Origin of the sequence: Gottfriedia sp. NPDC057991, assembly GCF_042886615.1 — a bacterium.
Taxonomy (GTDB): domain Bacteria; phylum Bacillota; class Bacilli; order Bacillales; family Bacillaceae_G; genus Gottfriedia.
Map to the genome: position 1 here is coordinate 1,518,648 of NZ_JBHVQN010000001.1, position 25,974 is coordinate 1,544,621.

Here is a 25,974-nt window from a genome sequence, read left to right on the forward strand (position 1 = left end):
GCACTTTCAGTATAGAATGAAATGGAGACGCACACAATAAACAATTCGTGAACAGAGTGAAATGTCCTTAAAATTTAAAAAATGGATGTGGATTTCAAAAAAAGAAAGAGTTTAAGTAAGTTCATGTGAGGTATGAAACGTAAACAACTACCCTATAATAGAAATAAATTAAAAGTGATCGTTTAAACTAATTCGAAAAACTATTGATATTGAAAGTGCAAACGAGAAGTGAACATAAAATATACGGAGGTTCGCACCTTATTTTGATGCATTTTCATAGAATCGTCTAATAAGGTTCTATGATTTCAAGAACCGTTCAAGATTTTTTATTAAAAAATCTATCTTTTGGCGTTTTTTTGCCAAAGAATAGCTGTCACATTCTATGTGAGTGCGTGGATTGAAATCACGTTGCACCAAATTTAGCAATGAAGTGAGTAGTCGCACTCTATGTGGGTGCGAGGATTGAAATAAAAAGTACGCTACTGCAACAGTTGGTACAATTACGTCGCACTTTATGAGAGTGCGTGGATTGAAATAAGAACGGATGGGAGTTAACCGGTAAAAAAGATCGTCGCACTCTATACGAGCGCGTAGATTAATAATGGAGTGGACCTACATAAAGTAGGTTCTTTTTTATGGGGAAAATCAACATCAAAAAAAATTTTAAAAAAAAGTTTATGGCCGTGTATAAACCAATTCCAACTTGTTTAGAATGTATTCTTGTTAAGAACAACTGAGGTGAAAAAATGAATAAACGAATGCAGGAACTAATGAATAGCGCAACATCCATCGCTCATATTCGAAAACACGATGAAGCCATTCAAACGGTTGAAACACATTCGTTTGAAACAAAAACCTTCGCAGAAGTAAGAGGTTAAAAACTAGGGATTAAGCATCTTGCTGGTCTCTCTGGTGTGCTTCATGATGTCGGAAAGTTTAGTAAAGAATCCAAAGCCTAAATCATTGCAGCGGTATTTGATCCAGAGAATGCACCAAAACGAGGAAGCGTGGTTCACTCTACAGCTGGTGGGAAAATGTTATTTGAGTATTTCCACTCGATAGATGCAATCAAGCAGTCAAAAACAAAATAAGAGCAAATTTCCATATTATGATTTAAATGACAAACGTTTAATAGTGTGAATATTCTTTTTTTAAAGTTTGATAGAAGATGCAAGGCAGCGTAGTCGACCTTATTGGTTATCTATATTTTCATGCTCAGTTAAATCCGTAGATATAGCTTATGGAGATAACCATGCTTCAGGTAATAAAAAATCATGTTGAAAGTAGGTTTTAAGATATATCACTTGTTGAAGTAGTAGGACAATTAGTATGTAATAAAAAAATTTTAAAAAAGCTTCAATCATATGGTTACAAAAATTTAGCGATTGGTACAAAAGTTGAAGTAGCAATTAATCATTTAGATAATACTTTTTCTGGTACAACATACGACAAAACTTATAAGGTAGGAAAAATTCACATTAAACCAAAAGATTTATCACCAGGTTCAAGACAAAGTGTGATGTGCTTATGTGACATCTGTGGAAAAATAATTTATTGTCTTTTTTCAAAATATAAAATAGCCGAAGAATTAAATGAAGAATTAACGTGTTGTCTCACAAATGGTGTGCGCCCATTTATTAAAAGACTTAATATACTTAGAAAGTCCTATGAAAAAGGTTTTTTTATTAGAGAAAATAATCAAATAAAAGTTCAAACTGCTAAAGGCAATTACGTTTTACCCACAATAAATAAAAATGGTATGATTATGATTCGTAAACTTAAGGAATGGTTTAGTGAAGAGATAATAAAGTTTGTAATAACGTACCCAAATGAAAACTATTCTACAAAATTTATAGCTAAATGCTGGTTTAATGGTACATTCTCACACAAAAAAATAGACTCATTTTGGAATTGGGAACAAGCCAAAGAATGCTTGGAATTTATTGTAAAGAATAACGAATTTGATTTAAAAGAATTTAGAGAGAAATTTGGTGATCTAAATTATGCTATATCAAAATTTGTTAATGAAGAAACAGGTGGTAAACATACACTACTTACATTTTCAAGAAATTGTAACATTGGTTATTATGTAATTAAAAAAGCTTTTGAAATAGCATATAAATCGGCTCAGGACAGGAGAATTAAGGGGACACTATTAGAACAATTAATTAAAGATATTATATTAAAGTACAGCAAAAAAGGGGCATTTATATCAACATTTACATATAAGAATTGTGAATTTGACATGGGAGTAGTTAAGGAAGATATAATTATAGACTTCAAATTGGACATTGATACAAAAATTATAAAAGAAGTCGAAAAATATACACCATTAGTTGGATCTGATAAGGTAGTCTGTGTGTATTTTTTTGGACCAGTAATAGAATTATATGAATTTGGAATAAAAAAAATAAGTATATTTAAATGGTTAGAAGAAAACAAAAATCTTTTTATCAACTTTGATTCTGTAACTAGTGAGATAAAAAGTATCATTAATAAATTGAAAGATGTTCAAGTTGACTCATTTGAAAGCTACTTTTATGCAAGTAGAAACGAACAAATTTTTGCACTTAGTCAAAAAAAAGGATACTCTCAAGAACAAATTGCTAAAAAATTAAACATCTCTAGAAGACAAGTTGGCAGAATACTGAATGGTAAATCGGGATCTAGGTTTTCAAATAACTCAAAGATTGAGAAATATCACTCAGATAATGAACAAAGAGATCTTGAAATTCAAAAAAGAGATGATTTAATAATGTCACTGTACAATGACAAATGTAATATAAGCTTCATAAGAGAGAGTTTAATTAAGAAAGGAATTAAAATTTCAATTTCAAGAATCAAAGAAATTATTAGAGAATTTAAAGTAAGTGAAATGTTTGAAAAATATGGCAGAAGTAAAGAGTTTTTCGCAATTAGAATAGATGGAACTAAAGTAATAAAATTTTCATCTACAAATGAAGCAGTTAAGGAACTTGGTATCAAAAATTATAGAACAGTATTAAAATGTATTAAAAGTACGCTTATTCAGCATGAAGGGTTTCTATTTATTCCTGTCTCAATATTAAAAAAAGATTACCTAGAAGAGAGACTTTTTGAATGTGATACAAGAATAGAAAAAGAAAACCTTACAACATTAGTTGAAAAAATCATTAAAGAAATAGCTAAACTAAGTAAAAAACAGTAGCATTTTAATTTGGCATTCCATTTCTATATAAAAAGTCTACCTTTAAACACATCGGGTTCAGTTTATAAGTACAAAAATATAAATATCATATTAATTAGTAGATAAATTCGAAATTATATCCTCATTCTACTAGCTATATGATCAAGAGCGGCAAAAGAGCAATAAATAATCACTAATTAGTTCGGTTTAAGGCTAGAAAATTTGTAATAGTATTAGTTTTGAGTGTGAAATCATAATGGTTTTCGCACTTAATTTTTTATTGAATTATTAATGATTTACTAAAAAAAACAAGTTGCTAAATTAGTGCGTGAGTTGTCTGGGCTAGATCCACAAGCTGCAAGCGAAGCCTTTTCCGAATTTATAACAAATCAAAGTTTAAATAGTAATCAAATCAGATTTGTACAACTTATCATTGATTATGTTGTAAAGAATGGGATTATGGATAAAAGCGTTTTAAAGTAAGAGCCATTGAAAACGGTTGGAAGCGTTGTTGATTTATTTAGTAATAATATTGAGTGTGTAAAAAAAATACTAAGCGTTATTGACGAAATTAATCGAAATACAGAAGAAATAACTGGAGCTTAAAGTAGATTTATGTTTTCTTAATAGTAATTAACTACCTATTTAATATAAGGTAGTTAATTATTTTTGTTAATTCAGTACAAATGAATGAATCGCCTGTTATTCATGATCTTTCTGTTCGTGAAAACAAACCGATATACTTTCATCCCGATTTGCGAAGAAATAAACCGCTTATCGAGAAGAAAAAATTTAAAGGTGTAGGATGGATTGCAGAATTCACTTTTGGTTACGCCCCTACTGATGAGGAGTACCAAGAGATGGGAATAGATAAACCTAAACAATATGACCCATACAATGTATCTTTGCAAAAACAAGGATTTGATATCATTCAACATGATCGTGTTATTAATTTTGCTCAATTAAGCGAATTAGATTTAGTACCTACCAAACACAACAAATATAACTATATTCGTGGTGAAATTGACTTGATAAAAGGTTTTAACACTTCAATCAACAAGAATTTTATTATGCAAGATGCTCATTTTAAAGACCTTTTAAATCAAATACAACATTTTAATATTTATTGTTTGACTTTGTTATACCGTTTAAATTAAAAGGTATTTTACCTTAATAAGGAGAATATGTAATCATTCTAATAAGAAGGAATGATTAATATGTATTTTGATAAGCTAAGAACTAGATTAAATTTTTTGGATGAACAAGATAAATATAATCTTGCATTAGATGTTAAAGAAATATTAAAATCAAAAAAAATTAATGATAAAGTACGCCCAGTTGAAGTTTTAAAGAGTTTACAAAACTTTATTGAAAATAAAGACACGTCTGTAAAATATCTTGAAGTATTTTTACAAGCAATAGATGAAAAGTATTATAATGACTATGCAATCTTAATGATAAAAGGAGAAAAAAATTATATAAGTGATCCGTCGTGGCGTGATATCATAATAATGATTACTAGCGATTCCGAGGTTCCTAAATTAAGGAAGCATAATAACAATTCGGCAGTATTATTGCAATTTAAAAATCTCTTCTCTACATTAGCTGAAAAATGCATTGTAGATGATGAAGCTGAAACATTAGAAAATTTAGAAGCTTTAAATAGAATATTTAGATAAGAAGAATTTTAAGATACATTATAAAATGTATCTTTTTTTGTGTTTAAAAACAACAATTTTTAGGTATTATATACAAGAATGTTGTTTTGAAACAACGATAAATTTTTAAAATATATTAGTTTATTTATAAAAATAGCTTTATAGAATCGTTTTTATATTCAATTTTTAATAAAAAATTTGAATATTCTGTTAAATAACCTGAAGTACTCTAGCTTAAATTATCAATGATAAATATTTTTAATTTCGATATACTTTCTACTTGTAGGGGGAATTTTGACAGAAAGGATGATGCAATTTGTATTAGAAGGAAGAGGAAAAGAGGGTGGGGAAGTTAGTTCAACTCATATATTAAAAATTAATCTAACCGTTCAAAATGGAAGGGAGATTACTATGTATTCACCTATTAAAATGCCCAGAGCTACAAAATACGGAAATAACTATTGGGTAAGTAATAGTTACAAAATAAAACGACCGGTAGAGTTATATAGTGATCTTGAAAATGACCATCATTTATTTGTTGAGTGTGATCCAGATATTGCTGACTTTTGTGAACAGCCATTAAAAATGGAATTTGAAGTCGACGGAAAAATAAGAACATCTATAATTGATATGTGGGTAAAATATCGAGATGGTCGTGAGGAATTTCGTGAAATAAAATACGAAAGCTTATTACAAGAAGATGATCCAAAATACTTTGATACAATGCGTCAAATTCAAATTCAAAAAAGTTGGTGTGAAGAAAGAGGTATTATACATCGCGTAATTACAGATAAAGATTTACGAGACAATCAAACATTGCTAGACAACTATCGCTTGATAGCAGCATTTGCACGTTCGTTTGATACGTTACAATCCGATGTAATAGAAGCTGTCACTAAAAAACTATTGGAAAAGGAATCTATGACAGTAGGTGAGCTAATTATATACTTTAATAACTTAGAACCATCAGAAGTTCAAACTACGGTTGCATACCTTGTATATCATGGTATAGCAACCGCCAATCTTGAAAAGTATTTCTTTGGCAATCGAACGGAGCTGGATATTAATGAATCGTATTTTTTTTGAAAAACACAATATTGATCCAGAACTACTAAATACTCACGATTGGCCAATAGTAGATGACTTTGGTTTATCAGAGGAAATACGTGAACTTTTTTGGAAAAGGAAATATGCTATAGATGATTTTATCTATACTGATAAATCATTAGCTGAAATTCAAAATGAACATGGTGTACATAAAGTTTTGTTATACCGATTAATAAATGCATGCTTACAAACAGATAGAGAGGGGGTAATACTGGGCTACAAAGCTCTTATTCCATATACGATGAAAAAACAGGAATATACTCGAAAATCAATGCCGAAATTTTCAACTAATTCTACTGGTGGATTCCAAAAGTTATTACGAGAGCATCCTGAACTGAAGGAATTTATTATAGATAAGTATCGTAACAAAAGAAACCAAAATATTATAGATTCAAAGATTAAAATAAAATTTTTGCATAAACAATTTTTAGACCAATGTAGGTTGTTAGGTTTAACTGATAACGACTATCCTTTCAATACTGAAAATGCTGCACGACGTTCACTCGAACGATATGTAAAAAAAATTCAAAACGAACGATTTCTTATTGCTGCTGCACGTAACGGATCACAAGCTTATCAGCATGCCAAATCAACTGGTAGTGGAAAGCGAAACCAACCGATGGTCATCAAACCTTACCAACGTGTACAGTTTGATGGACATAAAATTGATGCATGTATTGCAATCGAATTCACAACACCTGAGGGAGACGTAATCGTAGAAGTAATGAATCGTATTTGGATCCTAGTGATTATAGATGAAGCTGATCGTGCTATTCTTGGTTATCATCTATGTTTAAATAAAGAATACAATTCTGATGATGTAATGAAATGCATTCGTAATGCAGTTATTCCAAAAGAAAGGATGAATTTTACGGTTCCTGCACTGGAATATCATTCAACAGCTGGATTTCCTGATTGGGGTTTTAAAGAGTGTCAGTGGGCTGTTTGGGAGGAATTCTCTTATGATAATGCTAAAGCAAACCTAGCGCAAATTGTAAAAGATCGACTAACAAATTTAATCGGTTGTTCAGTAAATGCAGGTCCCGTAGATACTCCTGAACGAAGAGGTATTATTGAACGTTTTTTCGGAGTACTTGAGGAGAACAGTTTTCATCGTTTACCAAATACCACTGGAAGTCATTCACACGATCCACGACGAAAGGATCCAGAAAAAAATGCAAAAAAATATTGCATTACGGAAAGTGAAATACATCAACTAATTGAAGTTGTGATTGCTAACTATAATGGTACACCACACGAAGGTCTTAATAATCTTAGTCCACTTAATATATTGAAACAACGCCTTGACCGCGATTTAACTGTTCGTACATTACCAAAACAACATCGAAATGAAATCTTATTTTTTACTAAACGCGTAGAGCGTAAAGTATGCGGTAACGTACAAAAAGGAATTAGACCCTATATTAAATATGAAGGAGTTAGATATCGAAGTGAAAAGCTCGCGAATTCATCAGCACTAATTGGTAAAACAATTAGTTTGTATGTTAATGTCGATGATTTACGTACAATACGTGCATTTTTACCAAATGGTGAAGATTTAGGTGAATTAACGGCTGTTGGAAAATGGGCAGAAGTAAAACACGATTTACGAACAAGAAAAGCCATTTTAAAACTAAAAAAACAAAAAGAAATACATTTCTTGAGTCATGAGGATCCAGTTGAAGTTTATGGCGAGTACTTGAGAAAGAAAGCAAGAACCAATAAAAATGCCAGAAATAAACTCGCACATTTAGAAAAAAGTAAAAAGGAAAGTAACGAAAACAAGGTAACAAAGCTGCCTAGTACAGTTAATCCTAACGAAGTTGAGGAACTAATGAAGTCAAATGGGGATATTCAAAATACACCTCAGCGACCTGTACCACGTATTTTTACGAAACCCATTATTAATAATGGCTATTAATGGTTAGGAGGAAATTATAATGGCAATTACTGATCATAACAAAGAAAACCACTTGTTTGCACTTCGGCCTGATTTACCAAAAGGTACACATCCTGTTTATTCCAAATCATATTTATTACCAACAAATGAGATTGCTCGGATGTATGATACAGTTTGCAAATGGATACGTAATCATTCTCCTGGAGGGATTATTTATGGGAGACAGCGTATTGGAAAAACACAAGCGATTAAATATTTAATCAATTTCTTACCAGATGAATTCGGGAAAGATTTACCTACTTTTTTATACCTTAGTCAACGTACGGTTAATCCTAATGAGTTAACTTTTTTCAATGATATGTTAAGAGGCTTAGGTCATCCTCTTTGGGATTCAGGTCCGAATAAACCTATTTTCAAACGAGACAAATTATATAAATTTCTTATTCAAAAAGGACAAGCCTCCTCTGCTAAACGTATTATTCTTATCATTGATGATGCCCAACGATTAATGGAGGATCATTATGAATGGTTAATGGATATTTATAACGAACTAGATCGTGTGGGCTTAGATTTAACCGCAATATTAGTCGGACAAAAGGAACTAAAGTATACACGAGACGATTTTCTAAGCGACGGTAAAATGCAAATTGTCGGTCGTTTTATGTCTCATGAGTATGTATTTACTGGGATAACATGCGTGGAAGATCTTCACCATTGTTTACTCGGTTATGATGAATATACTACCTATCCAGTAAACGCTCCTTGGACATTTACACGATATTTTTTCCCAACTCTATATGATAATGGATTTCGGCTTTCTTCAATGTCATCGGATATTTGGGAAGTCTACCATAATTTTTATCTTGAAAATAACATTCAAAAAGCAATTGAAGTTCCAATGGTTTACTTTACCCTTGCGATTAATTATTTGTTAACTAATTATGGGATAGATGGTGAAAATACCGACATGGTAACTAAAAATATGATAAAAAAATCAATAGAATTCAGCGGATTTATCGAAGCTGAAAAGTATATAAATGGAATTTTTTGAATGGTTTTTAATACTGAAAGCATCATCATAGATATCCAGAATGAAGAATGGTCAAAATCAACCTTAGTTTGGAATATAAACTGGATAAGGGAATTTGAGTCAATTTGGTCAATTCTTCAAAAAATGAATTATGCGAATGGAGCACAACAAATTGAAATGTTTGCGATGTTAAGCAAGAACAAGTCGAGTAATTGGAAAACATTTTTGTCTTTTAAAAAAGGAAGTCTAACCACTCAATTACACTTTGATAAGATAAAGCTTGAACAATATGAATTGGATAAATTGTTTCATGAAAGCAAATTGTTCATAAATCAGATGGCATCTGGTGTTGGCATTGCTGCACGTCATGTTTTTGAGCATGATGTGCTACGCTTTTGTGAAAGTTGTTTGGAATTGGGATATCATAGTAATTTTCATCAACTGAGATTCTTAACAATTTGCCCGATTCACAATAAAGATTTAACCGAAAGTTGTCCCGTTTGTTTTCGTCGATATGCTTTTAATTTAACAAATCCGAACTTAGCAAAACCATATGTTTGTATATGCGGACATTGCTACATGGATGTAAATCATCCTATAAAGATGTTTAAAATGTTTCAAAGGGAATTAAAGGGGAAGGAGACTATGATACCTGAAATGAATCTAATCACCGAAGACTCTTTTATGAGTCGAGTTGTATTTTCTGAAATAGGTCCTCCACAGAAGTTAAAAAATCACGTTCAACGTGTTCTTCAGTTAAAACAAACAGGGAAAATAGAGGCTGGATCTGAAACCTCAATATTAATTAGTCGGTCACTATTTAAACCGAATCATAATGCAATAAAAAAACAAGTAAATCCTTTTCTTGAGTCAAGTGAAATGTATAACGATCAAAGAGCAATATATAAAAGTATTGCTCGAATGCTCCGTAATACCATCATGAAGTTCCATCGAGGCTGTGTTCGAAATCTATCTATAAAAGGAAGTTTTAGCAATGTATGTCACTATGCACATGCTTATGTATGCTGGAGAAAGTTTATTGAAGGGCTTAATGGATATCATAATGTACAAAATGGGTTTACTACGAAAAATCGATTCGCTACAACTCCTAAATCTTATTATTCACCAATATTTGATGATGCATTACGCTCATTTATGAGGCAATATGAAAAGGCAATAATGAGACTAATCGAAGAGATAGGTGATGGTCTTGTTCATGAAGTAGAGTGGCTATCTACATGTATACGTAATCGTCTATTTGCGGACCTTGTTCTAAATAACTTTTATCAGTGGGTAGGGATTTATAAGAACGCAAAAACATATGAAGTTACTTATTATCACGAAATCCCATTTGATCCACTTTTACCGTTACAAGAGGTGTATATTAATATAAATAATTTTGTAAACAATCGCCAACTAATATATATTCGTTGCAAAGATAAGTTTCAAAAATCAAGATTATGGTGCGATCTGGTTGGAAGATATATTTAGCAAGTTTATACTTGCTTTTTTTATTTAAAAACAATGTTTTCCTCGAGTAAACAGGTTTGTGTCGCAAAAAAGCCTCAAGTAAACACATTTGTGTCGCTACTGTTCCGAGAGTAAATAGATTTGTGTCGCGAAAAAACCCCGAGTATACAGATTTGTGTCGTTTAGGTATAAATACTACAAAATAGTGAATAAAAAGCTATAAAAAGAGGTGTAAATTAAACTTGAATGTTCGGATTTAATATACAATCAATCACCAATAACCAAAATTTACCAAAAGTAACAGATTTGTGTCGCTAGAGTAAACAGATTTGTGTCGGAGAACAATTAATTGTGTATTTTCTAGCTTGTCCTAAAAGATTTTTATTTGAAAGGGGATATGATTTTGGGAAAACGCAGAGTTCATCATCTTACTGAAAAAAGATCAATCGAAAGTTTAACGAAGGAAAAGGGGAGAACATGAAACCTATCGACCCTTCATTTATAATCATGTTTTGCTATCAAAAGGTTTTGTTTCAAGTATAAAAGGAATAAAAAGTAATTATGTATTCACCTATTAAAATGCCTCAAGGTATGGAAACAACTATTGGCTAAGCACTAGCTACAAAATTAAACGAACTGTAGAATTATTTAGTGATCTCGAACATGATAATTTCTTATTTGTCGAGTGTAATCCTGATGTAGTGGAATTCTGCGAGCAACCATTAAAAATCGAATATGAATATGAAGGGAAAAAGAGAGCATCTATATTTGAAATGTGGGTTAAATTTCGTGACGGTAGTGAAGAGTTCCGTGAAATAAAGTATAAAAGTATGCTTCAAAATGATCACGAAAATTACGATGATACGATGAGACAAATACAACTTCAAAAAAATGGTGTTGATTTTTTCTAGTTTACATAATATATATTATAGGAAGTTGAAGTAAAATCACTATATTCCATCTCATTTCATAAGTATTCTTAGTGTTTTGAGATGAAACGAAAAAAATCATCAATTTAGTTAATTCAGCTCAAAAATTCAAATCTGATAAAAACTAACTAATTTAGTAAAACTCAAATTTACATAGTAATTAAATCATTTTTAATCATTTATAACTTAAGAAAAAACATTAATAAAAAATTCTTCAATAAAAAAAATTGAGTTAGTTAATTTAAGTTTCTACAACAATTCAATCTTTTTATTGTTTATTTGCTCTTACTGATTGTGTTAATTTTTTTATTTGATTTCAATTACCGATCCATCATCAATAAATGTTTGAAACAATCATTTTTTTCTATTTTTAAAATCATAAATCCTTAATTTAAACTAATACTTTCCTCTAAAAATTCTTCATGTGATTTCCCTCACAATATGTGTTTCAATAAAAAACATCACAATTTAAGCGATGTTTTTTAAAGTTAGTTACTTATCGATCCGTTTCAGTATATGTAATTCCTAAGTATCTTTCTGTTCTTAATTCAAATTCTACATTTACATATACGCCGAATTCCCTGCTTCCATCTTTTAATCTTAACCATAATTTGAATTTTTCTACTGAGACTGTCGGTGTTTTTTGTTCTCTTCCTATGTGTAAATAATCTATTACATCCGATTGCGGGTATCTTTGGATTGTTTTTTCAACTGCAATTTTCCCCCATTTAGCATATGGAGGCTCATAAACTGGTTCGGCAGCAGCTGGGTTTACTTTGCAAAAAATACAAAATAAGAATGAGAAAATAAAAATGGCTCTGTATGTTCTTTTCATAATACCTCCTCCTTCTTGCTCCTATCCTTACTATTCGACCCATCTACTCTATCTATCCGTTTCTTGTTTGTGCAATTTATATCAGTTTTTACGCTTTTTACTAATAAAAAGAAATTTTTTACAAATAGTAATCCTATATGTATTTGATTAAGGAGGATTTATTTTGCAAAAGAATTTTCATTTTAAAACGGCATTTATTATCTTATGCATAATATGTATTTCACTGATTACTTTAAATATTTACTTACCAAAAAAAGAAGTTGATGCCTTTAGTAGTCAAGTACTCAGCCGTGGTTCAACTGGCGATGATGTTAAGGAGCTTCAAGAGCGACTTATATTTATAGGGTTTCTGGACGATAAAGCTGATGGAGTTTTTGGATGGAATACATACTGGGCTCTTCGTAATTTTCAAAAGGAATTTGGTATGAAGGTTGATGGTGTGGCAGGAACAAAATTAAAAGAAAAGCTGACAAAAGCAACTAAAAATTATAAAGGGAGTACAGCAAATAATAATACTTCCAATAATAACGGTTCAAACAATACGCCGGCTAAACCGAATACAAATAAACCTAATAATTCGAATGCAAAACCAAATAATAAACCAATTGCGAATGCACCAAACGGTTATACAGATAATGACATTAAATTAATGGCAAATGCTGTATATGGTGAATCACGTGGTGAGCCATATATTGGGCAAGTTGCTGTTGCTGCAGTTATCTTAAACCGTTTAACAAATGCATCTTTTCCTAATTCAATAGCAGGTGTTATTTATCAACCAGGTGCTTTTACGGCAGTAGCTGATGGTCAAATTAATTTAACACCTAATGCTCAGGCTAAAAAAGCAGTAATTGATGCAATAAATGGCTGGGATCCAACGACGGGTTGTATTTATTATTACAATCCTAAAACAGCAACAAACCAATGGATTCGTGGCCGCCCTATTATTCTTACAATTGGTCAACATATTTTTTGTAAATAATTGTAGTGAGGTGTAATTATGAAAGGTAGTTGGATTGTAGCAGGTGCTTTAGCAGCCGCTCTAATCGGAACTGGTTATTGGGGATATACTCAAAATCGAGATCTGAAAGAAATGAATTTAAAAGCCGAAAATAATTATCAAAGAGCTTTTAATGAACTAACATTTGATATGGATTTATTACATGATAAAATCGGTACGACATTAGCAATGAATTCAAGAACGTCTCTCTCCCCTGCTTTAGCAGATGTATGGCGTCTTTCGATTCAGGCTAAATCTGACATTGCACAACTTCCGCTAAAGTTTGTACCTTTTGATAAAACGCAGGCCTTTTTAACTGGAGTAGGAAATTTTAGCTATAAAACAGCCGTTCGAGATTTAAATAAAGAACCTTTAACTGCAAAGGAATATTCTTCTTTACGTAATATATATTCAACAGCTGAAAAAATTCAAGATGGACTACGGAATGTACAAACTAACATCATGAATAAAAACTTAACTTGGATGGATGTTGGCCAAATGTCCGAAGAAAGAAAAGCACCACGAGACAATAGTATCGTGGATGGTTTTAAACATATTGAACAAGTAAAAGCAACTACGGACAATGATTTTGGACCTACGTTTTCGAATGGCCAAGAAGAATCTAAAGGCTTAAAGAAGTTAACTGGTAAAAAAATTGATGAAAATGAAGCTAAAAAAATTGCTGAAGACGCTGTACCGCTCAAAAATGTTACTAAAATTCAAGTGACTAGAAGTAAAAGCGATAATGATCGATTTGAACCTTTTTACTCAGTTTCTATGGCTCACAATAACCCAGTAGCTGATACGTATATGGAAATAACTGAAACTGCTGGTTTGCCAATCTTCTTTATTACAAATAGACCAATTGCAAAACAGCAAATCAGTTTAGATGATGCAGTGAAAAAAGGTTTAAGTTATTTAAATTCAAAAAACTATAAGAACATGGAATTATATGATAGTTCACAATACGATACGATTGGCGTACTTCAAATGGTTAAGTCAATTGATGACGTGCGGATCTATCCAGAAGCAATTCAATTAAAAGTTGCACTAGATAACGGGCAAATTATCGGATTTAATGCTAAAAACTATATTACGTCAAACCATGTACGTAAAATCCCTACTCCTAAGCTTACACTTGAGCAAGCAAAAGCAAAGCTTAATAAAAATGTTAAAGTTGAAGAAGAACGATTAGCTGTCATCTTAAATGATTTTAATAAAGAAGTTCTCACTTATGAATTTTTAGGTACATATAATCACGATACATATGATATCTTTATAAACGCAACGACTGGTGATGAAGAAAAAGTTAAAAAACTTTGAGTAATAGCATAAAAAGCACAGGTTTATTACTTCCTGTGCTTTTTTGTGTACTAGTCGATAACCTACCATTTACATTAAAATATCTTCAAATACTGAAGCACTACGATACTAACCCCTAAAAAAATAACATAATAACCAAAAATATTCAGTGATTGTTTTTTTAATAAATTGATCATCCAACTGATGGCTAAATAACCGAATAGGCTTGCGGCTAATGTTCCAAGAAATAGTGGGAAAAACGGTATTTGCTCCGCGTTTCCGCCAAGAAGATCTTTTCCTTGGAATACGATTCCACCTAAAATTGCAGGAGTTGATAGTAAGAACGAAAAATAGGCTGCGCTTTTACGTTCCATTCCTTTAAATAATGCTGCAGCGATCGTTAATCCTGAACGAGAAACTGCTGGAAATATAGCAAGTGCTTGAAATGAGCCGATGAATAATGCATCAACCCATGTTAGGTCCTCCATTGTTTTCTTCCCTTTTCTCCTTTTATCAGCAATAAATAAAATAATACCAGTAAAAATAAACTCCCACCCGATCGTTTTACCTGAAACAGATATTTCATCAAAAAAATCTTTAAATAATAGGCCTACAATTACAGCGGGTAATGTTCCTACAAAAAGTAATAAAGTTAATTTTGAAAAAGGTTTTTTTATCAAACCTTTCCATTCTTTACTGTAAAAAACAAACACCGCTAATAAAGTACCAATATGCATTAGCGTATCTAATAATAAGCCTGCCTCATCTAACCCGAATAAATGTCTACCAATATATAAATGACCGGTACTACTGATAGGGAGAAATTCAGTTAGCCCTTGAATGATGCCTAATATAATTGCTTCAATGTTAGACATAATCAATTCTCCTTTCATTCAAATTAGTAAATTATATGCAAAAATAATTCAATTCTTGTCCAAATTATTAAAAACAATATAAAAAAGCATCATGTTAGATGCTTTTTGGATGGTAATCTTGAAAATAACTTACTAGTAGGCTTTTCATTTAACTGGTTTGAAATATAGTTTGTAGCGTCTAGTAGTTTTACTTCGTTAACATTAGTCGTAATCTCGAGTCGATGTAAAAATGAAATTAAATCTTCCGTTTCAATCATTCTATTTTGTTCATTAGATGGAAAACAACCTCCGAACCCTCCATTTGCTGATTCAAACCGCTGAATCCCATACGAAAGTGAGGTATAGATGTTAGAAATGCCATTCCCTAAAGTATTATAAAATTGTATTGAACAACGCTCTTTAGGTATTTTGATTAATAAATCCTCCAAAAATAACTTAACTTCAAGAGGTGTTACTTTGCCTACAGTATCAACAAACGATAACTCCTCCACTCCATCATCTAATAATTGCAATGCCAAGTCGATTGCTTTTTGATGGCTTACTTTTTCATCGTGACAGCCAAATACCGTTGTAATATAAGCGCGAGTAAGTTTTTCATAATCATTGGTTACTTTTGTCATCACTTTTATATCTTTCAGTGATTGATTGATCGAGCAGTTTTTAATTTTAAAATTATATGACTCACTTGTTGAAATAAAAAAGTTTATTTCATCTGCATCTACAACAAATGCTCGCATTAAACTTCTTTTATTTGGTACTAATACTCCATATGTTATGTGATGATCTCTTTTTAGCTTCAATACTAATTCAGTAGCTTCATTAAACTGTTGTTTATTTGGAAAATTCATTAGAGTGGATACTTCGATGTGATTTAATCCACTATCAATAAGATGGTTAATCCATTGTAATTTTTGGTCAATAGATAATCGTGATCCATATTGAAAATTAATACGAGGTCCAATTTCTTTTATAAATACAGACTGTGGTAGGTTCAATATGATCGACTCCTATTCTACTTTTTATTTTTAAAACAAGTTCCTCTGTAAATGTCCTTGTATAAATTCTATTGAGTCGAAAGTTATTTATGATAGATCAAGTAGAATCTTTAAAATAAAAAAAGCTCTCGATAAAAATATCAAGAGCTTTTTTTTGAAACCATTATCTTAAATTAATAACCAAAACAAAATCGTGGAACTTCCATTTTTTGCATAAATACCCAATTTTAAATCTATAAACTCGGTATTTTTTGGAAGAATATACATTTATTTGGAAGTTTATACTTCTAAATCTTCGCCTTCTTCAATTACATGGAATAATAGATGAACTAAATGATGAATTGAACTAGAAGCATCCAGTTCAACTTCCTCTTCTTCAGAAGTTTCATCAACGAATTCTAAATCATTTAAATATAAAGCCATGAATTCGTAAAAATCTTTCATTGCAAAAGAATAACAAGCAACTGGTTCTTCATCTTCTTCATTATATTGAAGGACTATATGAGATACATTTCCTTCATTATCCTCTGAATCTAGAAACACAAAAAAGCCTATATTCGTATCGATTTCGAATAAATGTCTAGTTCCACCTTCAGTAGACTTATGGTATTCCTCGTCATTCAATTTTTGGATCAACATATTATCTACATTATCTTCTTTGTGAAAAGTTACATTAAAAGATTTCATCATCATTCTCCTTTTATATCGATTAATTAACGCATGTCTTCATTATGTAACATTCCCTATTTTATAGCAATTATTTCCATAATTAAAAAAATCAATAAACGGGAAATCTACAACTAAAAGGAGTGGGTTTGATGAGTAGAAAAAATAAAATCTTAGTTCCTGAATCTAGAAAAGCACTAGATGCTTTAAAAGCTAAAGTGATGCATACATCTAATCCTGAAGATGCTAAGTTCGAAGCTGCTGAAGAAGTAGGAGTTCCATTAACGAAAGGATATAATGGTAATTTATCTTCTCACGAAAACGGTAAAGTTGGTGGGCGTATCGGTGGGAGTATGGTGAAGGAATTAGTTAGAATGGCGCAGGAGAATTTGAATAAACGGTAATTTAACAGGGTTTAATAATAGTATTTACATTTTGTTCTTCACCCATGGTATATAGTTTTCTTTCCCATATTCAACCATAAATTGTACTATTAGACTTTTCCTTATTGGTATTTTTGATAATAATAATAGGTATTAAAATAAGAAATAAATTGATTTGTATAATAGTTAGTATTTAATTATCTCTAGGACATGTCTAACAATTTTATATAAAAAACACAGTAAATAATAAAAAGCATAAACAATTGTTGTTTATGCTTTTTATTAGATTTGAACTGCTCATATTATTTAGTTTAATTTTTCATACTTTTCATCATTTGATTAAGATTCATTTAAGAAAGTTTTGACCTATTTGAGTCATTCTATTTGTTTATAACATGTTCATTTTGATAATTAGGCTGATTTTCCGTAAGTGATTACAGTTAGTTACATCCCCTGATACTACAATTTTGCTTGCACTAATACTTCTTCCACAGCCTAGAGGTTCTGTATTTGGAAGAGATAGTCATATTTTCGAAGAACTTTATTAATAAATAGGCTCATATGATTGGTGTATTTTCACCTAATCTTGCTTTTCAAGATCGAGTCTTGTCTTTGTTTCTTAAGAAATTAGGTCTCGAATTTGACATATCTCGTCTAAAGAAAAACAAATTTCTGAGATCTTTCCAATTAAAAGGTGACAGGGGTGAAAAATAGGGTACTCCAAATGAGTTCGTTGATACTAGGTTTGTAAGCACGATTGTTAACGCTAATGTAAACCCGATCAAACCAAATGTAGCAGATGCAAATAAAAAGAAAAATCTTAAAAGTCTTAAAGGGTGACTGAGTGTATAATCCGGTATCGCAAATGTCGTAACCAGTCCAACTGCTACGATAATCAGTAATAATGGGTTAAAAATATTTGCTATAATTGCAGCTTGTCCAATCACAATACTTACTAGTACACCTACTGCAGAACCAATCTGCTTTGGAACTCTAATCATTGCTTCTCTTAGGATCACAACGAGTAGTTCTAAAATGAACGCCTCTACAAATATCGAAAATGGTATTTGTTGAGAATAATTACTAATGGAATTAATAAAATCGATTGGAAGTGCATCAATATGGAAGCTCAATATGGCTACATACAGAGAAGTAATCGAAACAGAAATAAAGCCTGATAATAATCGTATCCATTTTAAAAAAACAGCCATAAATGAATTGTCAAATAAGTCATCACCTGATGCAAAGAATTCTAAAAATACTTTTGGTGCAATTATGCCAAGTCCGCTTCCATCTGCTAAAACAAGTACTTTTCCTTCAAGAAGAACTGCTCCCGCAAGGTCTGATGACTCCACGATCCCGGTCTGAGGAAATAGATGAAACCATCGATTTAACATTAGATTTTGCAATTCTCCTGAACTTACAATTCCATCAACATCAATTTTTTTAATCCTATTAGTTACCTCTGTTATTACTTTTTTATTTGCAATATCATCTATGTAAATAATGGCGACTTTTGTTTTTGTTCTTCTCCCAACTTCCAGATATATAATCCTTAGCTTAGGGTCCTTAATCCTGTACCTAATTAATGACAAATTATCATCCAAATTTTCGTTAAAGCAATCCCGTGCCCCTCTTACTGTATAGGTTATTTCAGGTCCTGAAATAGCTCTTTTCTCGTTTTTTTTTGTATTTAGGACGATATATTGCAAATCATTAGAAAATATCACCACCGTCATACCTTGAAGTATATATTCAATGATTTTGCTTTTTTGATCATCAATGCTCAAATCAATGGTATATAAAAACAAGTCAAAAACTTCCTGAGCTTTTAAAATATCATACTTTTTTTCTGATATGAGCAAACTCAAAGGTTTTATAGCATCATCTGATAGGATCGTTGTATCTGTTAATTGATTTACAAATAAGAAAGTAATTTTTCCTGTTCGATTCTGTAGTTCTCTCTTTTTAATATCATGCTTTGACAATTCATTATCATTGATGATCTCAGCGTAATAGTTTCTGTTTATCAATTCACACACCTACTTTACTCTCGATTAGAAAGTTTGCTGGCTCAATTTTACCTTTACATCAACATTGAATTTAGCCTGCTTATATTTCTTATCCCAATTCATATTTTTAAATTCACTATTATATTTTGCTCTAAAGACTTTATATAATTGCAAATAGTCACACTCATATTTTTCCTGTGATGTTTTTATGGTTTCTACTATTTCTTGTTTTATCACTTTTGAAATTTCATTCTCCATTTCTTTTCTATCCTCATTATTTAATTCTTTCGAAACGGATTCATAATTTACATCGCAGTGAAGGACTATTCGAATCTTAAAATTAATAGTTTGACCATTATAATAGGAAGTGATTTTTTTGTTTTTTACTTTTGTATAAATTTCTAAGCTTTCATCTTTAAAGCCAAGGTTGTATTCATTAGCAGGCTTTTTTAAAATGAAGTAATTAGCACCTTTCATTTTACTTTCAGAAATGAAACCAACTTTTTTGTTGTCTTTAAATACTGAATACCCGTTAATTTCAATTCTATCGTTGACTTTATCGATATTATTCAGTAGATATCCAGTATGTTTAACAAGTGCATTTTCCATTACATTCGTCAAAATGCTATCATTCAACATTTTTTTTTTAACCAATGCATTATTTAAATGCTCAACATTTTGACCGATCTTCGTTCCGTTACTTTGAGTAGGATCTAATAATTTATCTAATTCAGTATTTGTAGTGAATAAGAGGATACTTTTAGGGTATTCCTTTATTCCCCTTATTCGATTAAAATACTCCGATAAACCACCTTTAGAAAAATGATCGGAAATAACGATCGCTCTCATTGCACCAAGAAATATCCCTTTCTCGGCCCTCCTTAAATAGGAATTTCTTGCCTCTGTAAAGTTTTTTCCTTCCGAAACTAAAATTTCCGATGGTTCTCCGGTACTGCTTTGAGTATTAGAGGAACTATTTGATGACGAATTAACTTCCAAGAAAAGTCTTATTTTTTCATCAACTCTATCTATACCAAGGAGAGAAACTAGCGAATAACCTTTTACTTCATTCGCATCCCAACATCCGACCATCATAAAACAACACATTACGTTAAGGTAAAGAAGTAATATTTTAGCTCTCATATTTTTTTACCTTTGCTACTATAAATAGTAAAATTGGAATAATGAAACCAGTAATTATTCCGCCAATCGGCAATATTTTAAGAAATAAATAGGTTACCGGTTGCGAATTATCTAAAAACAAACATGAAATATAAATAATAATCCCAACAACAACTAATAAAAAATTTCTTTTTATTCTGGAAAATAGCTTGACCGTATTTTCAACAGCTGCAAACGATGTTGTCATTAGGCCGGACGATAAACAGATTGTTCCAATAATCAGAAATGCGATATCAAACCTTACAATAAAAAAAACTTCCGGGAGCTTTGTTTCACGAAGTGCCTCAACAAGAGAAGCCTTGTATAAGACAATTTGGTTAATCCCTAAAATCATTACTGAAGTTTCTGCAGCAAAAGCATAATAAACCCCCACATACAGAACTGAAATCATTGAAAACAGTACTCCTCTTTTGAGATTGTTTTGGCCAAAAGGAATAATGGTTAGAATCTCAATTCCTATAAATGCAGGTATTAAATCCTTAGCTCCCAAAACATATTCTTTCACAAGTTTTGGTTCAAAAAAAGGTTTTATATAGTCTATATCTCCCACTAAAAACTCACCTATATGGGTAGCTAATGGAATAAAAACAAAAAGAAACCCATAAATCCCAAATAATCTACCTATTGTCGTTAATCCTTTGTAAACAGTGTAGAATGTAACAACTATAAATATAAGCAAAATTGTCCATATTGGCGTTAATGGTAAGGAAGTTTGTTTAATAAAATTTACGGATTGTGTAAATAGGATAATTGATAAAAAAACAAAATAGATTGTATAAATAAAACCAATTATCTTTGCCATAAATTTCCCAACAAGGAGAATTGAGTATTCATGGATTGTTTTTCCTTCGAACATTTTACTTAGGCTTGCAATAATAAAGACCCCAAATGAAAATAAAATAGCGACAATACAAATAGCAAACCATGCACCAGTGCCAGCGGCTTTAACAGCGTCCCCTGGCATAGAGATAAATGAGAGTGAAACTAATGAGAACATTATTATAAAGAAAATCTGCATGTTATTTACAAGTCCCATCAGTTTATCCCCCCTTACAAATCTTTTTTTAATATATCCCCATTTAGTATTATTAATTCAAAAATGAAGAAGTTAGGGAAAAACGAGCCAGATATTGAAACACTTATTAACTTAAGTCAATTATTTAAGTGCAGAATCGATCATATTGTTTGTAATGAAAAAACACATTTATTAGATACTTCCAGAGAGATAAGAACAATCCAACACTGCATGGATATATTATCTTCATCCGATAGATTGAAAGCATTAGAACTTTAATCATTCTCCAATCAAAAAAATTTAATAATTGAAGAACAAAATATAAAACTGTTTAACTTGCCTATATGAGTAGATATTCTTTCTCCTTTATTCTTAACAAACCCATTAATACCAACGATTTATCACCTTTCCTAACCTCTCATCAAAACGCTAAAGTAGGTGGACGTATCAGTGGGAGTATGGAGAAAGAATTAGTTAGAATGGCGCAGGAGAATTTGAATAAACGCTGACGTAACGTGGTTTATTATTAGTTAGACTTTTGTTATTGGTAGTTTTGAAAATAATATTTAGTACTGTATTTAATTATCTCTAGAACATGTCTCACAATTTCATATAAAATGCACAGTAAATAATAAAAGCATAAACAATTGTTGTTTATGCTTTTATTAGATCTGAACTACTCATATTATTTGATTGATTTTTCATAGTTTCATCATATTGGACAATTCCAAAAAGCTAAATATTAATTATCGTAGATTCTTTTTAATCCAAAATAGAATTTTATAATTGAAGACCAAAATATAAAACTGTTTAACTTGGTTATATTTTAGTTATTCAAAATTACTTTCTCAAATGTAAATTAGTGCAAGTTGGTTAACGCTAGTAAGATTATTGTTGTTTAATCGATTAAATGAAAAATGACCCTGATCCAATTATGAATTCAGGGTTATTATTATTAAATAATCTTATACTCTTTTTGATTTATTTCCTTTAACTTTCTCAATAGCCATTTTGCCCATATAAGATCTATTCCGAATCTTGGTGAGAGGTCTATAAGTTTATATTCTACTTCGTTATGAATCAACTTGTCATAGACTTCTCGAGTAAAAAGAGATTTATCTATGTAGTTATTTAATTTGCAGAAATCCTCATCTTCTGCATTTTTATGAACATCTTCAGGTACAGTAACTTTTGAAAATATATTTCCGAAATCCCTTTCTTCAAAACCGCTCTCTCTAAAAAAATCGTCATACAGATTGGACATATCAAACACTCCTTTTATTTCTGAATAAAGAGTTTAGCTTGTAGTGCATAAGGCTATTGTATATCCATTGTACACAATATTAAAGTGTAGATTGTGACAACTTTTTAAAATCTTAGGTTAAATTTTGTCCAACAAATAAAAAGTTCTATACTTAATTATTGAAACTCGATTTATGATCCATTTAATTTTATCAATACTTTTTTAATAAAATTTTTATAATTAAGGTAAATAAAATAATGAGAAACAAGAGCCCTTATTGATACGAGCAAGTACAATAGGGCTAAATAAAAGGGAAAAGACTTGAACGAGGTCCTTTCATTTGTATCATAACATTGTTTTTTTTGGACTTCCAAAAATGTTACAAATTTAGAACAGAACAACTAAATATAAAAAAATATCCCTGTATCCATTAAGGAGACAGGGAATTTATTTACTATTATTAATATAGAATAACTACTAGAAAAGTCCATGCACTAAATATTTAACAAAATCAGTAAAACCTTCTCCTACTCCTGAATAGATCATTTCGTGATAAGCATTATTCATACTTAAACCGATTGATATTGTTATAAGGATGGGGACAATGATCATTACTCCCTTTTTCACTGTATAACACTCCTTAAAGTAACTTTTGAATTTTTCATTAAATATAAGTCAGAAAGTTTTAGAAAATACTTATGTTAATAATGTATACAATTTGTACAGAGTAATCAATTGTGAATTATTTCCAGTTAATAATTTTATGTTGAATTTCATTAAAAACATAAAAACTGCAAAAAATCAGATTGAAAAAAGTAACTTGTAATAGCTACCTCTTACAATCTGATTTTATATTAATCTTCGTCTTTTACATCTGGGTCTTCAGGAATTGGTTCGTTATAGTAATCAGCAATCATTTTTTTTGCTTTTACCATTTGTTCTAGATGATTATTAAATTGCTCTTTGTAGATTAAATATTGCTCACCATCATGGACTGCTCTTATTTTTCGTTCTTGAATTAATTGGTTTATATAGGATTCTTCAAGATCTAAGTATTCCGCTGTTTCTTTAATTGTTAAATACATTTTGTTCTCCTTAGTAAATATTCTTACATTATCTTACCATAAATTTGAAAATGAATTGAAACTGATATAAAAGTCGGTAATTATATTATCTTTATAAAAAAGAACACAAATCGTGGGATTCGTGTTCTACTTATAAACTTACTTAAAACTCTGTTGGTGTGCCTTGGTGAAAATACATTTTCCATTGACCATCTTTAAACTTCCAAATTGAACTACGTAAGGAATCTTGTTTTTTTACTTCATTAAATATTCGATAAGTCACTAAGGTAATTTCGTCTGATAATGGATGAATTTCAAAATCACTTAATGTCATTTTTACGGTTCCAATGCCATTTTCTAATTGATCTTTATATAAAACTCTACCTGAACTCCCGAATTCAAAAAATTCATTGGCTAGTAGTTTTTTTAGTTCAACTTGAGATGTACGAATTTCTGGTTTAAGTAATCTTTCTTCTAACATACAGAGATGTTCTTTTAAAGAATGTAAACTTTCCATCGTTCATTCACCTTCCTAGTTATTATTGAAAGATTTAGTATGCTTTACCCCAATAAACCATTACATCCGTTTTCTTCCCACAGCATACACATGTATCAGCAATTTGTTCTTGTTCAAATGGAATACATCTTGAGGTTAACCCAATTTCTTCTTTAATTTGTTCTTCACAAGCTAGATCCTTGCACCACATTGCCTTAATAAAGCCTTGTTTTTCTTCACTGATTTGTTTTAACTCATCCATTGATGTTGCTTCATATGTTTTTTCTGTACGATTGTTTAATGCTTTTTCGTAAAGAGATGTTTGGATTTCTTCAAGTAATTTTGTAATATTTTCTTCTAAAGCCTCAAATGAAACGATCGTTTTTTCTCGCGTGTCACGTCTTACTAATACTGCTTGATTCTTTTCGATATCTTTTGGCCCAATTTCAACACGAACTGGAATTCCTTTCATTTCATATTCGTTAAATTTCCAACCTGGCATTTTGTCAGAAGTATCAATTTTTACTCGAGCAATTTTTGAAATACGATTTTTTAATTCAGTTGCTTTTTCAATAACGCCTTCTTTATGTTGAGCAATCGGAATGACCATTACTTGAGTTGGAGCAACTTTTGGTGGTAATACTAATCCGCTGTTATCACCGTGAACCATAATTAATGCGCCAATTACTCTTGTTGTCATACCCCAAGAAGTTTGGTGTACATATTGTCTTTTAGAGTTTTTATCTGTGTATTGAATATCAAATGCTTTTGCAAATCCATCTCCAAAGTTATGAGAAGTACCACTTTGTAATGCTTTCCCATCGTGCATTAAGCTTTCAATTGTATAAGTAGCCTTTGCACCTGCGAATTTTTCTTTTTCTGTTTTTTGACCTTTAATAACAGGAATTGCTAAGAAGTCTTCTAAGAAAGTAGCATAAACATTTAGCATTTGAATTGTTTCTGCTTGTGCTTCTTCAGCGGTAGCATGTGCTGTATGACCTTCTTGCCATAAGAATTCTGTCGTTCTTAAAAATGGTCTTGTTGTTTTTTCCCAACGAACAACTGAGCACCATTGATTATATAATTTTGGTAGGTCATTATAGCTTTCAACTGTTTTTGAAAAATGCTCACAAAATAGTGTTTCTGATGTTGGACGAACTGCTAATGGTTCAGCCAATTCATCATGACCACCATGCGTTACCCAAGCTACTTCAGGTGCAAATCCTTCCACATGATCAGCTTCTTTTTGTAATAAAGATTTAGGGATAAATAATGGCATATATACATTTTCATGATCTGTTTGTTTAAATTGAAAATCTAATTCTTTTTGGATATTTTCCCATAGTGCATAACCATAAGGTCTTATAATCATACATCCTTTAACACTTGAGTAATCGACTAATTCTGCTTTTTTTACGATATCTGTGTACCATTGTGCAAAATCAACATCCATATCTGTAATTGCTTCAACAAATTTTTTTGTAGTCATTTTCTCTACTCCTAATCAATTTTTAGAAAATAAAAAACGCGCGAGAATAATCTATAAGGGACCATTCTCGGCGTTACCACCCTAATTACTATATAGAAAATACGAAATAAGCCGATGATAAACAAAAAACGCCATGAATGATCAAAAGGGACCATTC

At 30.9% G+C, this 25,974-nt stretch carries 24 protein-coding genes, 1 pseudogene and 1 other annotated feature (1 of these 26 cut by a window edge); of the genes and pseudogenes, 13 read left to right on the plus strand and 12 right to left on the minus strand.

What is annotated here, in order from left to right:
- Positions 1–746: 746 nt before the first annotated feature.
- From ACFVR2_RS07515 to ACFVR2_RS07560, 10 genes and pseudogenes are all read left to right on the plus strand, one after another.
- On the plus strand, positions 747–878 hold the full coding sequence (locus ACFVR2_RS07515) for a hypothetical protein (protein WP_387360319.1): 132 nt from the start codon (positions 747–749) through the stop codon (positions 876–878).
- A gap of 641 nt (positions 879–1,519) precedes the next feature.
- A complete protein-coding gene (locus ACFVR2_RS07520) occupies positions 1,520–3,187 on the plus strand; it encodes a helix-turn-helix domain-containing protein (protein ID WP_387360321.1) in 1,668 nt (555 codons plus the stop codon).
- 291 nt (positions 3,188–3,478) lie between these two features.
- Positions 3,479–3,772, plus strand: a pseudogene (locus tag ACFVR2_RS07525) (type I restriction-modification enzyme R subunit C-terminal domain-containing protein); the annotation flags it as partial.
- Between the two features lie 80 nt (positions 3,773–3,852).
- On the plus strand, positions 3,853–4,323 hold the full coding sequence (locus ACFVR2_RS07530) for a hypothetical protein (RefSeq protein WP_387360323.1): 471 nt from the start codon (positions 3,853–3,855) through the stop codon (positions 4,321–4,323).
- 60 nt (positions 4,324–4,383) lie between these two features.
- On the plus strand, positions 4,384–4,845 hold the full coding sequence (locus ACFVR2_RS07535) for a hypothetical protein (RefSeq protein WP_387360325.1): 462 nt from the start codon (positions 4,384–4,386) through the stop codon (positions 4,843–4,845).
- Positions 4,846–5,118: 273 nt separating this feature from the next.
- Positions 5,119–5,910 (plus strand): TnsA endonuclease N-terminal domain-containing protein, encoded by a 792-nt coding sequence (locus tag ACFVR2_RS07540; RefSeq protein ID WP_387360327.1) that lies wholly within the window; start codon positions 5,119–5,121, stop codon positions 5,908–5,910.
- Positions 5,891–7,852, plus strand: a complete 1,962-nt coding sequence (locus ACFVR2_RS07545; RefSeq protein WP_387360329.1) for a hypothetical protein — start codon at positions 5,891–5,893, stop codon at positions 7,850–7,852. The genes ACFVR2_RS07540 and ACFVR2_RS07545 overlap by 20 nt, the downstream gene beginning before the upstream one ends.
- A gap of 19 nt (positions 7,853–7,871) precedes the next feature.
- The gene (locus ACFVR2_RS07550) at positions 7,872–8,882 is read left to right on the plus strand and encodes an ATP-binding protein (RefSeq protein ID WP_387360331.1); all 1,011 of its coding nucleotides are present in this window, start codon (positions 7,872–7,874) and stop codon (positions 8,880–8,882) included.
- The gene (locus tag ACFVR2_RS07555) at positions 8,883–10,352 is read left to right on the plus strand and encodes a hypothetical protein (RefSeq protein ID WP_387360333.1); all 1,470 of its coding nucleotides are present in this window, start codon (positions 8,883–8,885) and stop codon (positions 10,350–10,352) included. It abuts the gene before it with no gap.
- Positions 10,353–11,032: 680 nt separating this feature from the next.
- Positions 11,033–11,242: a TnsA endonuclease N-terminal domain-containing protein gene (locus ACFVR2_RS07560; protein WP_387360335.1), complete on the plus strand. Its 210-nt coding sequence runs from the start codon at positions 11,033–11,035 to the stop codon at positions 11,240–11,242.
- A gap of 514 nt (positions 11,243–11,756) precedes the next feature.
- Here ACFVR2_RS07560 and ACFVR2_RS07565 read toward each other — a convergent pair.
- Positions 11,757–12,095: a DUF3889 domain-containing protein gene (locus ACFVR2_RS07565; protein WP_387360337.1), complete on the minus strand. Its 339-nt coding sequence runs from the start codon at positions 12,093–12,095 to the stop codon at positions 11,757–11,759.
- Between the two features lie 163 nt (positions 12,096–12,258).
- Here ACFVR2_RS07565 and sleB point away from each other — a divergent pair, with 163 nt between their 5' ends.
- Positions 12,259–13,077, plus strand: a complete 819-nt coding sequence (sleB, locus tag ACFVR2_RS07570) for a spore cortex-lytic enzyme (RefSeq protein WP_387360339.1) — start codon at positions 12,259–12,261, stop codon at positions 13,075–13,077.
- Positions 13,078–13,092: 15 nt separating this feature from the next.
- On the plus strand, positions 13,093–14,418 hold the full coding sequence (gene ypeB, locus ACFVR2_RS07575) for a germination protein YpeB (RefSeq protein WP_387360484.1): 1,326 nt from the start codon (positions 13,093–13,095) through the stop codon (positions 14,416–14,418).
- Between the two features lie 74 nt (positions 14,419–14,492).
- Here ypeB and ACFVR2_RS07580 read toward each other — a convergent pair whose 3' ends face one another.
- From ACFVR2_RS07580 to ACFVR2_RS07590, 3 genes are all read right to left on the minus strand, one after another.
- Entirely contained in the window at positions 14,493–15,272 is a 780-nt protein-coding gene (locus ACFVR2_RS07580; RefSeq protein ID WP_387360341.1) for an undecaprenyl-diphosphate phosphatase, read from the minus strand.
- A gap of 89 nt (positions 15,273–15,361) precedes the next feature.
- Entirely contained in the window at positions 15,362–16,267 is a 906-nt protein-coding gene (locus ACFVR2_RS07585; RefSeq protein ID WP_387360343.1) for a beta/alpha barrel domain-containing protein, read from the minus strand.
- A gap of 279 nt (positions 16,268–16,546) precedes the next feature.
- On the minus strand, positions 16,547–16,954 hold the full coding sequence (locus ACFVR2_RS07590; RefSeq protein WP_387360345.1) for a cytosolic protein: 408 nt from the start codon (positions 16,952–16,954) through the stop codon (positions 16,547–16,549).
- Positions 16,955–17,085: 131 nt separating this feature from the next.
- Here ACFVR2_RS07590 and ACFVR2_RS07595 point away from each other — a divergent pair, with 131 nt between their 5' ends.
- Positions 17,086–17,337, plus strand: coding sequence for an alpha/beta-type small acid-soluble spore protein (locus tag ACFVR2_RS07595; RefSeq protein WP_387360347.1), 252 nt, complete (start codon positions 17,086–17,088; stop codon positions 17,335–17,337).
- Positions 17,338–17,909: 572 nt separating this feature from the next.
- On the opposite strand, the gene ACFVR2_RS07600 is transcribed toward ACFVR2_RS07595, so the two are convergent.
- From ACFVR2_RS07600 to proS, 8 genes are all read right to left on the minus strand, one after another.
- Positions 17,910–19,349 (minus strand): spore germination protein, encoded by a 1,440-nt coding sequence (locus ACFVR2_RS07600; protein WP_387360349.1) that lies wholly within the window; start codon positions 19,347–19,349, stop codon positions 17,910–17,912.
- A 24-nt stretch (positions 19,350–19,373) separates the two neighbouring features.
- A complete protein-coding gene (locus tag ACFVR2_RS07605; RefSeq protein WP_387360351.1) occupies positions 19,374–20,471 on the minus strand; it encodes a Ger(x)C family spore germination protein in 1,098 nt (365 codons plus the stop codon).
- Positions 20,461–21,546, minus strand: coding sequence for a GerAB/ArcD/ProY family transporter (locus ACFVR2_RS07610; protein WP_387360353.1), 1,086 nt, complete (start codon positions 21,544–21,546; stop codon positions 20,461–20,463). The genes ACFVR2_RS07605 and ACFVR2_RS07610 overlap by 11 nt, the downstream gene beginning before the upstream one ends.
- A gap of 934 nt (positions 21,547–22,480) precedes the next feature.
- Positions 22,481–22,789: a hypothetical protein gene (locus ACFVR2_RS07615; RefSeq protein ID WP_387360355.1), complete on the minus strand. Its 309-nt coding sequence runs from the start codon at positions 22,787–22,789 to the stop codon at positions 22,481–22,483.
- 456 nt (positions 22,790–23,245) lie between these two features.
- Complete coding sequence (locus ACFVR2_RS07620) at positions 23,246–23,395, minus strand: hypothetical protein (protein ID WP_387360357.1); 150 nt, start codon at positions 23,393–23,395, stop codon at positions 23,246–23,248.
- Positions 23,396–23,622: 227 nt separating this feature from the next.
- Positions 23,623–23,853 carry an excisionase family DNA-binding protein gene (locus tag ACFVR2_RS07625; protein ID WP_387360359.1) on the minus strand — a complete coding sequence of 77 codons (231 nt, stop codon included), beginning with the start codon at positions 23,851–23,853 and terminating at the stop codon, positions 23,623–23,625.
- Between the two features lie 142 nt (positions 23,854–23,995).
- A complete protein-coding gene (locus ACFVR2_RS07630) occupies positions 23,996–24,349 on the minus strand; it encodes a nuclear transport factor 2 family protein (RefSeq protein ID WP_387360361.1) in 354 nt (117 codons plus the stop codon).
- 34 nt (positions 24,350–24,383) lie between these two features.
- Positions 24,384–25,817: a proline--tRNA ligase gene (gene proS / locus ACFVR2_RS07635; RefSeq protein ID WP_387360363.1), complete on the minus strand. Its 1,434-nt coding sequence runs from the start codon at positions 25,815–25,817 to the stop codon at positions 24,384–24,386.
- A gap of 143 nt (positions 25,818–25,960) precedes the next feature.
- Positions 25,961–25,974, minus strand: a binding site (T-box leader) (it continues 198 nt past the right edge of the window).

Excerpts from the sequence above, each read along its gene's own strand:
- ACFVR2_RS07515 (WP_387360319.1), top strand. The coding sequence starts at position 747 with ATGAATAAACGAATGCAGGAACTAATGAATAGCGCAACATCCATCGCT.
- ACFVR2_RS07520 (WP_387360321.1), top strand. The coding sequence starts at position 1,520 with ATGTGCTTATGTGACATCTGTGGAAAAATAATTTATTGTCTTTTTTCA.
- ACFVR2_RS07530 (WP_387360323.1), top strand. The coding sequence starts at position 3,853 with ATGAATGAATCGCCTGTTATTCATGATCTTTCTGTTCGTGAAAACAAA.
- ACFVR2_RS07535 (WP_387360325.1), top strand. The coding sequence starts at position 4,384 with ATGTATTTTGATAAGCTAAGAACTAGATTAAATTTTTTGGATGAACAA.
- ACFVR2_RS07545 (WP_387360329.1), top strand. The coding sequence starts at position 5,891 with ATGAATCGTATTTTTTTTGAAAAACACAATATTGATCCAGAACTACTA.
- ACFVR2_RS07550 (WP_387360331.1), top strand. The coding sequence starts at position 7,872 with ATGGCAATTACTGATCATAACAAAGAAAACCACTTGTTTGCACTTCGG.
- ACFVR2_RS07555 (WP_387360333.1), top strand. The coding sequence starts at position 8,883 with ATGGTTTTTAATACTGAAAGCATCATCATAGATATCCAGAATGAAGAA.
- ACFVR2_RS07565 (WP_387360337.1), bottom strand. The coding sequence starts at position 12,095 with ATGAAAAGAACATACAGAGCCATTTTTATTTTCTCATTCTTATTTTGT.
- ACFVR2_RS07580 (WP_387360341.1), bottom strand. The coding sequence starts at position 15,272 with ATGTCTAACATTGAAGCAATTATATTAGGCATCATTCAAGGGCTAACT.
- ACFVR2_RS07590 (WP_387360345.1), bottom strand. The coding sequence starts at position 16,954 with ATGAAATCTTTTAATGTAACTTTTCACAAAGAAGATAATGTAGATAAT.
- ACFVR2_RS07595 (WP_387360347.1), top strand. The coding sequence starts at position 17,086 with ATGAGTAGAAAAAATAAAATCTTAGTTCCTGAATCTAGAAAAGCACTA.
- ACFVR2_RS07605 (WP_387360351.1), bottom strand. The coding sequence starts at position 20,471 with ATGAGAGCTAAAATATTACTTCTTTACCTTAACGTAATGTGTTGTTTT.
- ACFVR2_RS07610 (WP_387360353.1), bottom strand. The coding sequence starts at position 21,546 with ATGGGACTTGTAAATAACATGCAGATTTTCTTTATAATAATGTTCTCA.
- ACFVR2_RS07615 (WP_387360355.1), bottom strand. The coding sequence starts at position 22,789 with ATGTCCAATCTGTATGACGATTTTTTTAGAGAGAGCGGTTTTGAAGAA.
- ACFVR2_RS07625 (WP_387360359.1), bottom strand. The coding sequence starts at position 23,853 with ATGTATTTAACAATTAAAGAAACAGCGGAATACTTAGATCTTGAAGAA.
- ACFVR2_RS07630 (WP_387360361.1), bottom strand. The coding sequence starts at position 24,349 with ATGGAAAGTTTACATTCTTTAAAAGAACATCTCTGTATGTTAGAAGAA.
- proS (WP_387360363.1), bottom strand. The coding sequence starts at position 25,817 with ATGACTACAAAAAAATTTGTTGAAGCAATTACAGATATGGATGTTGAT.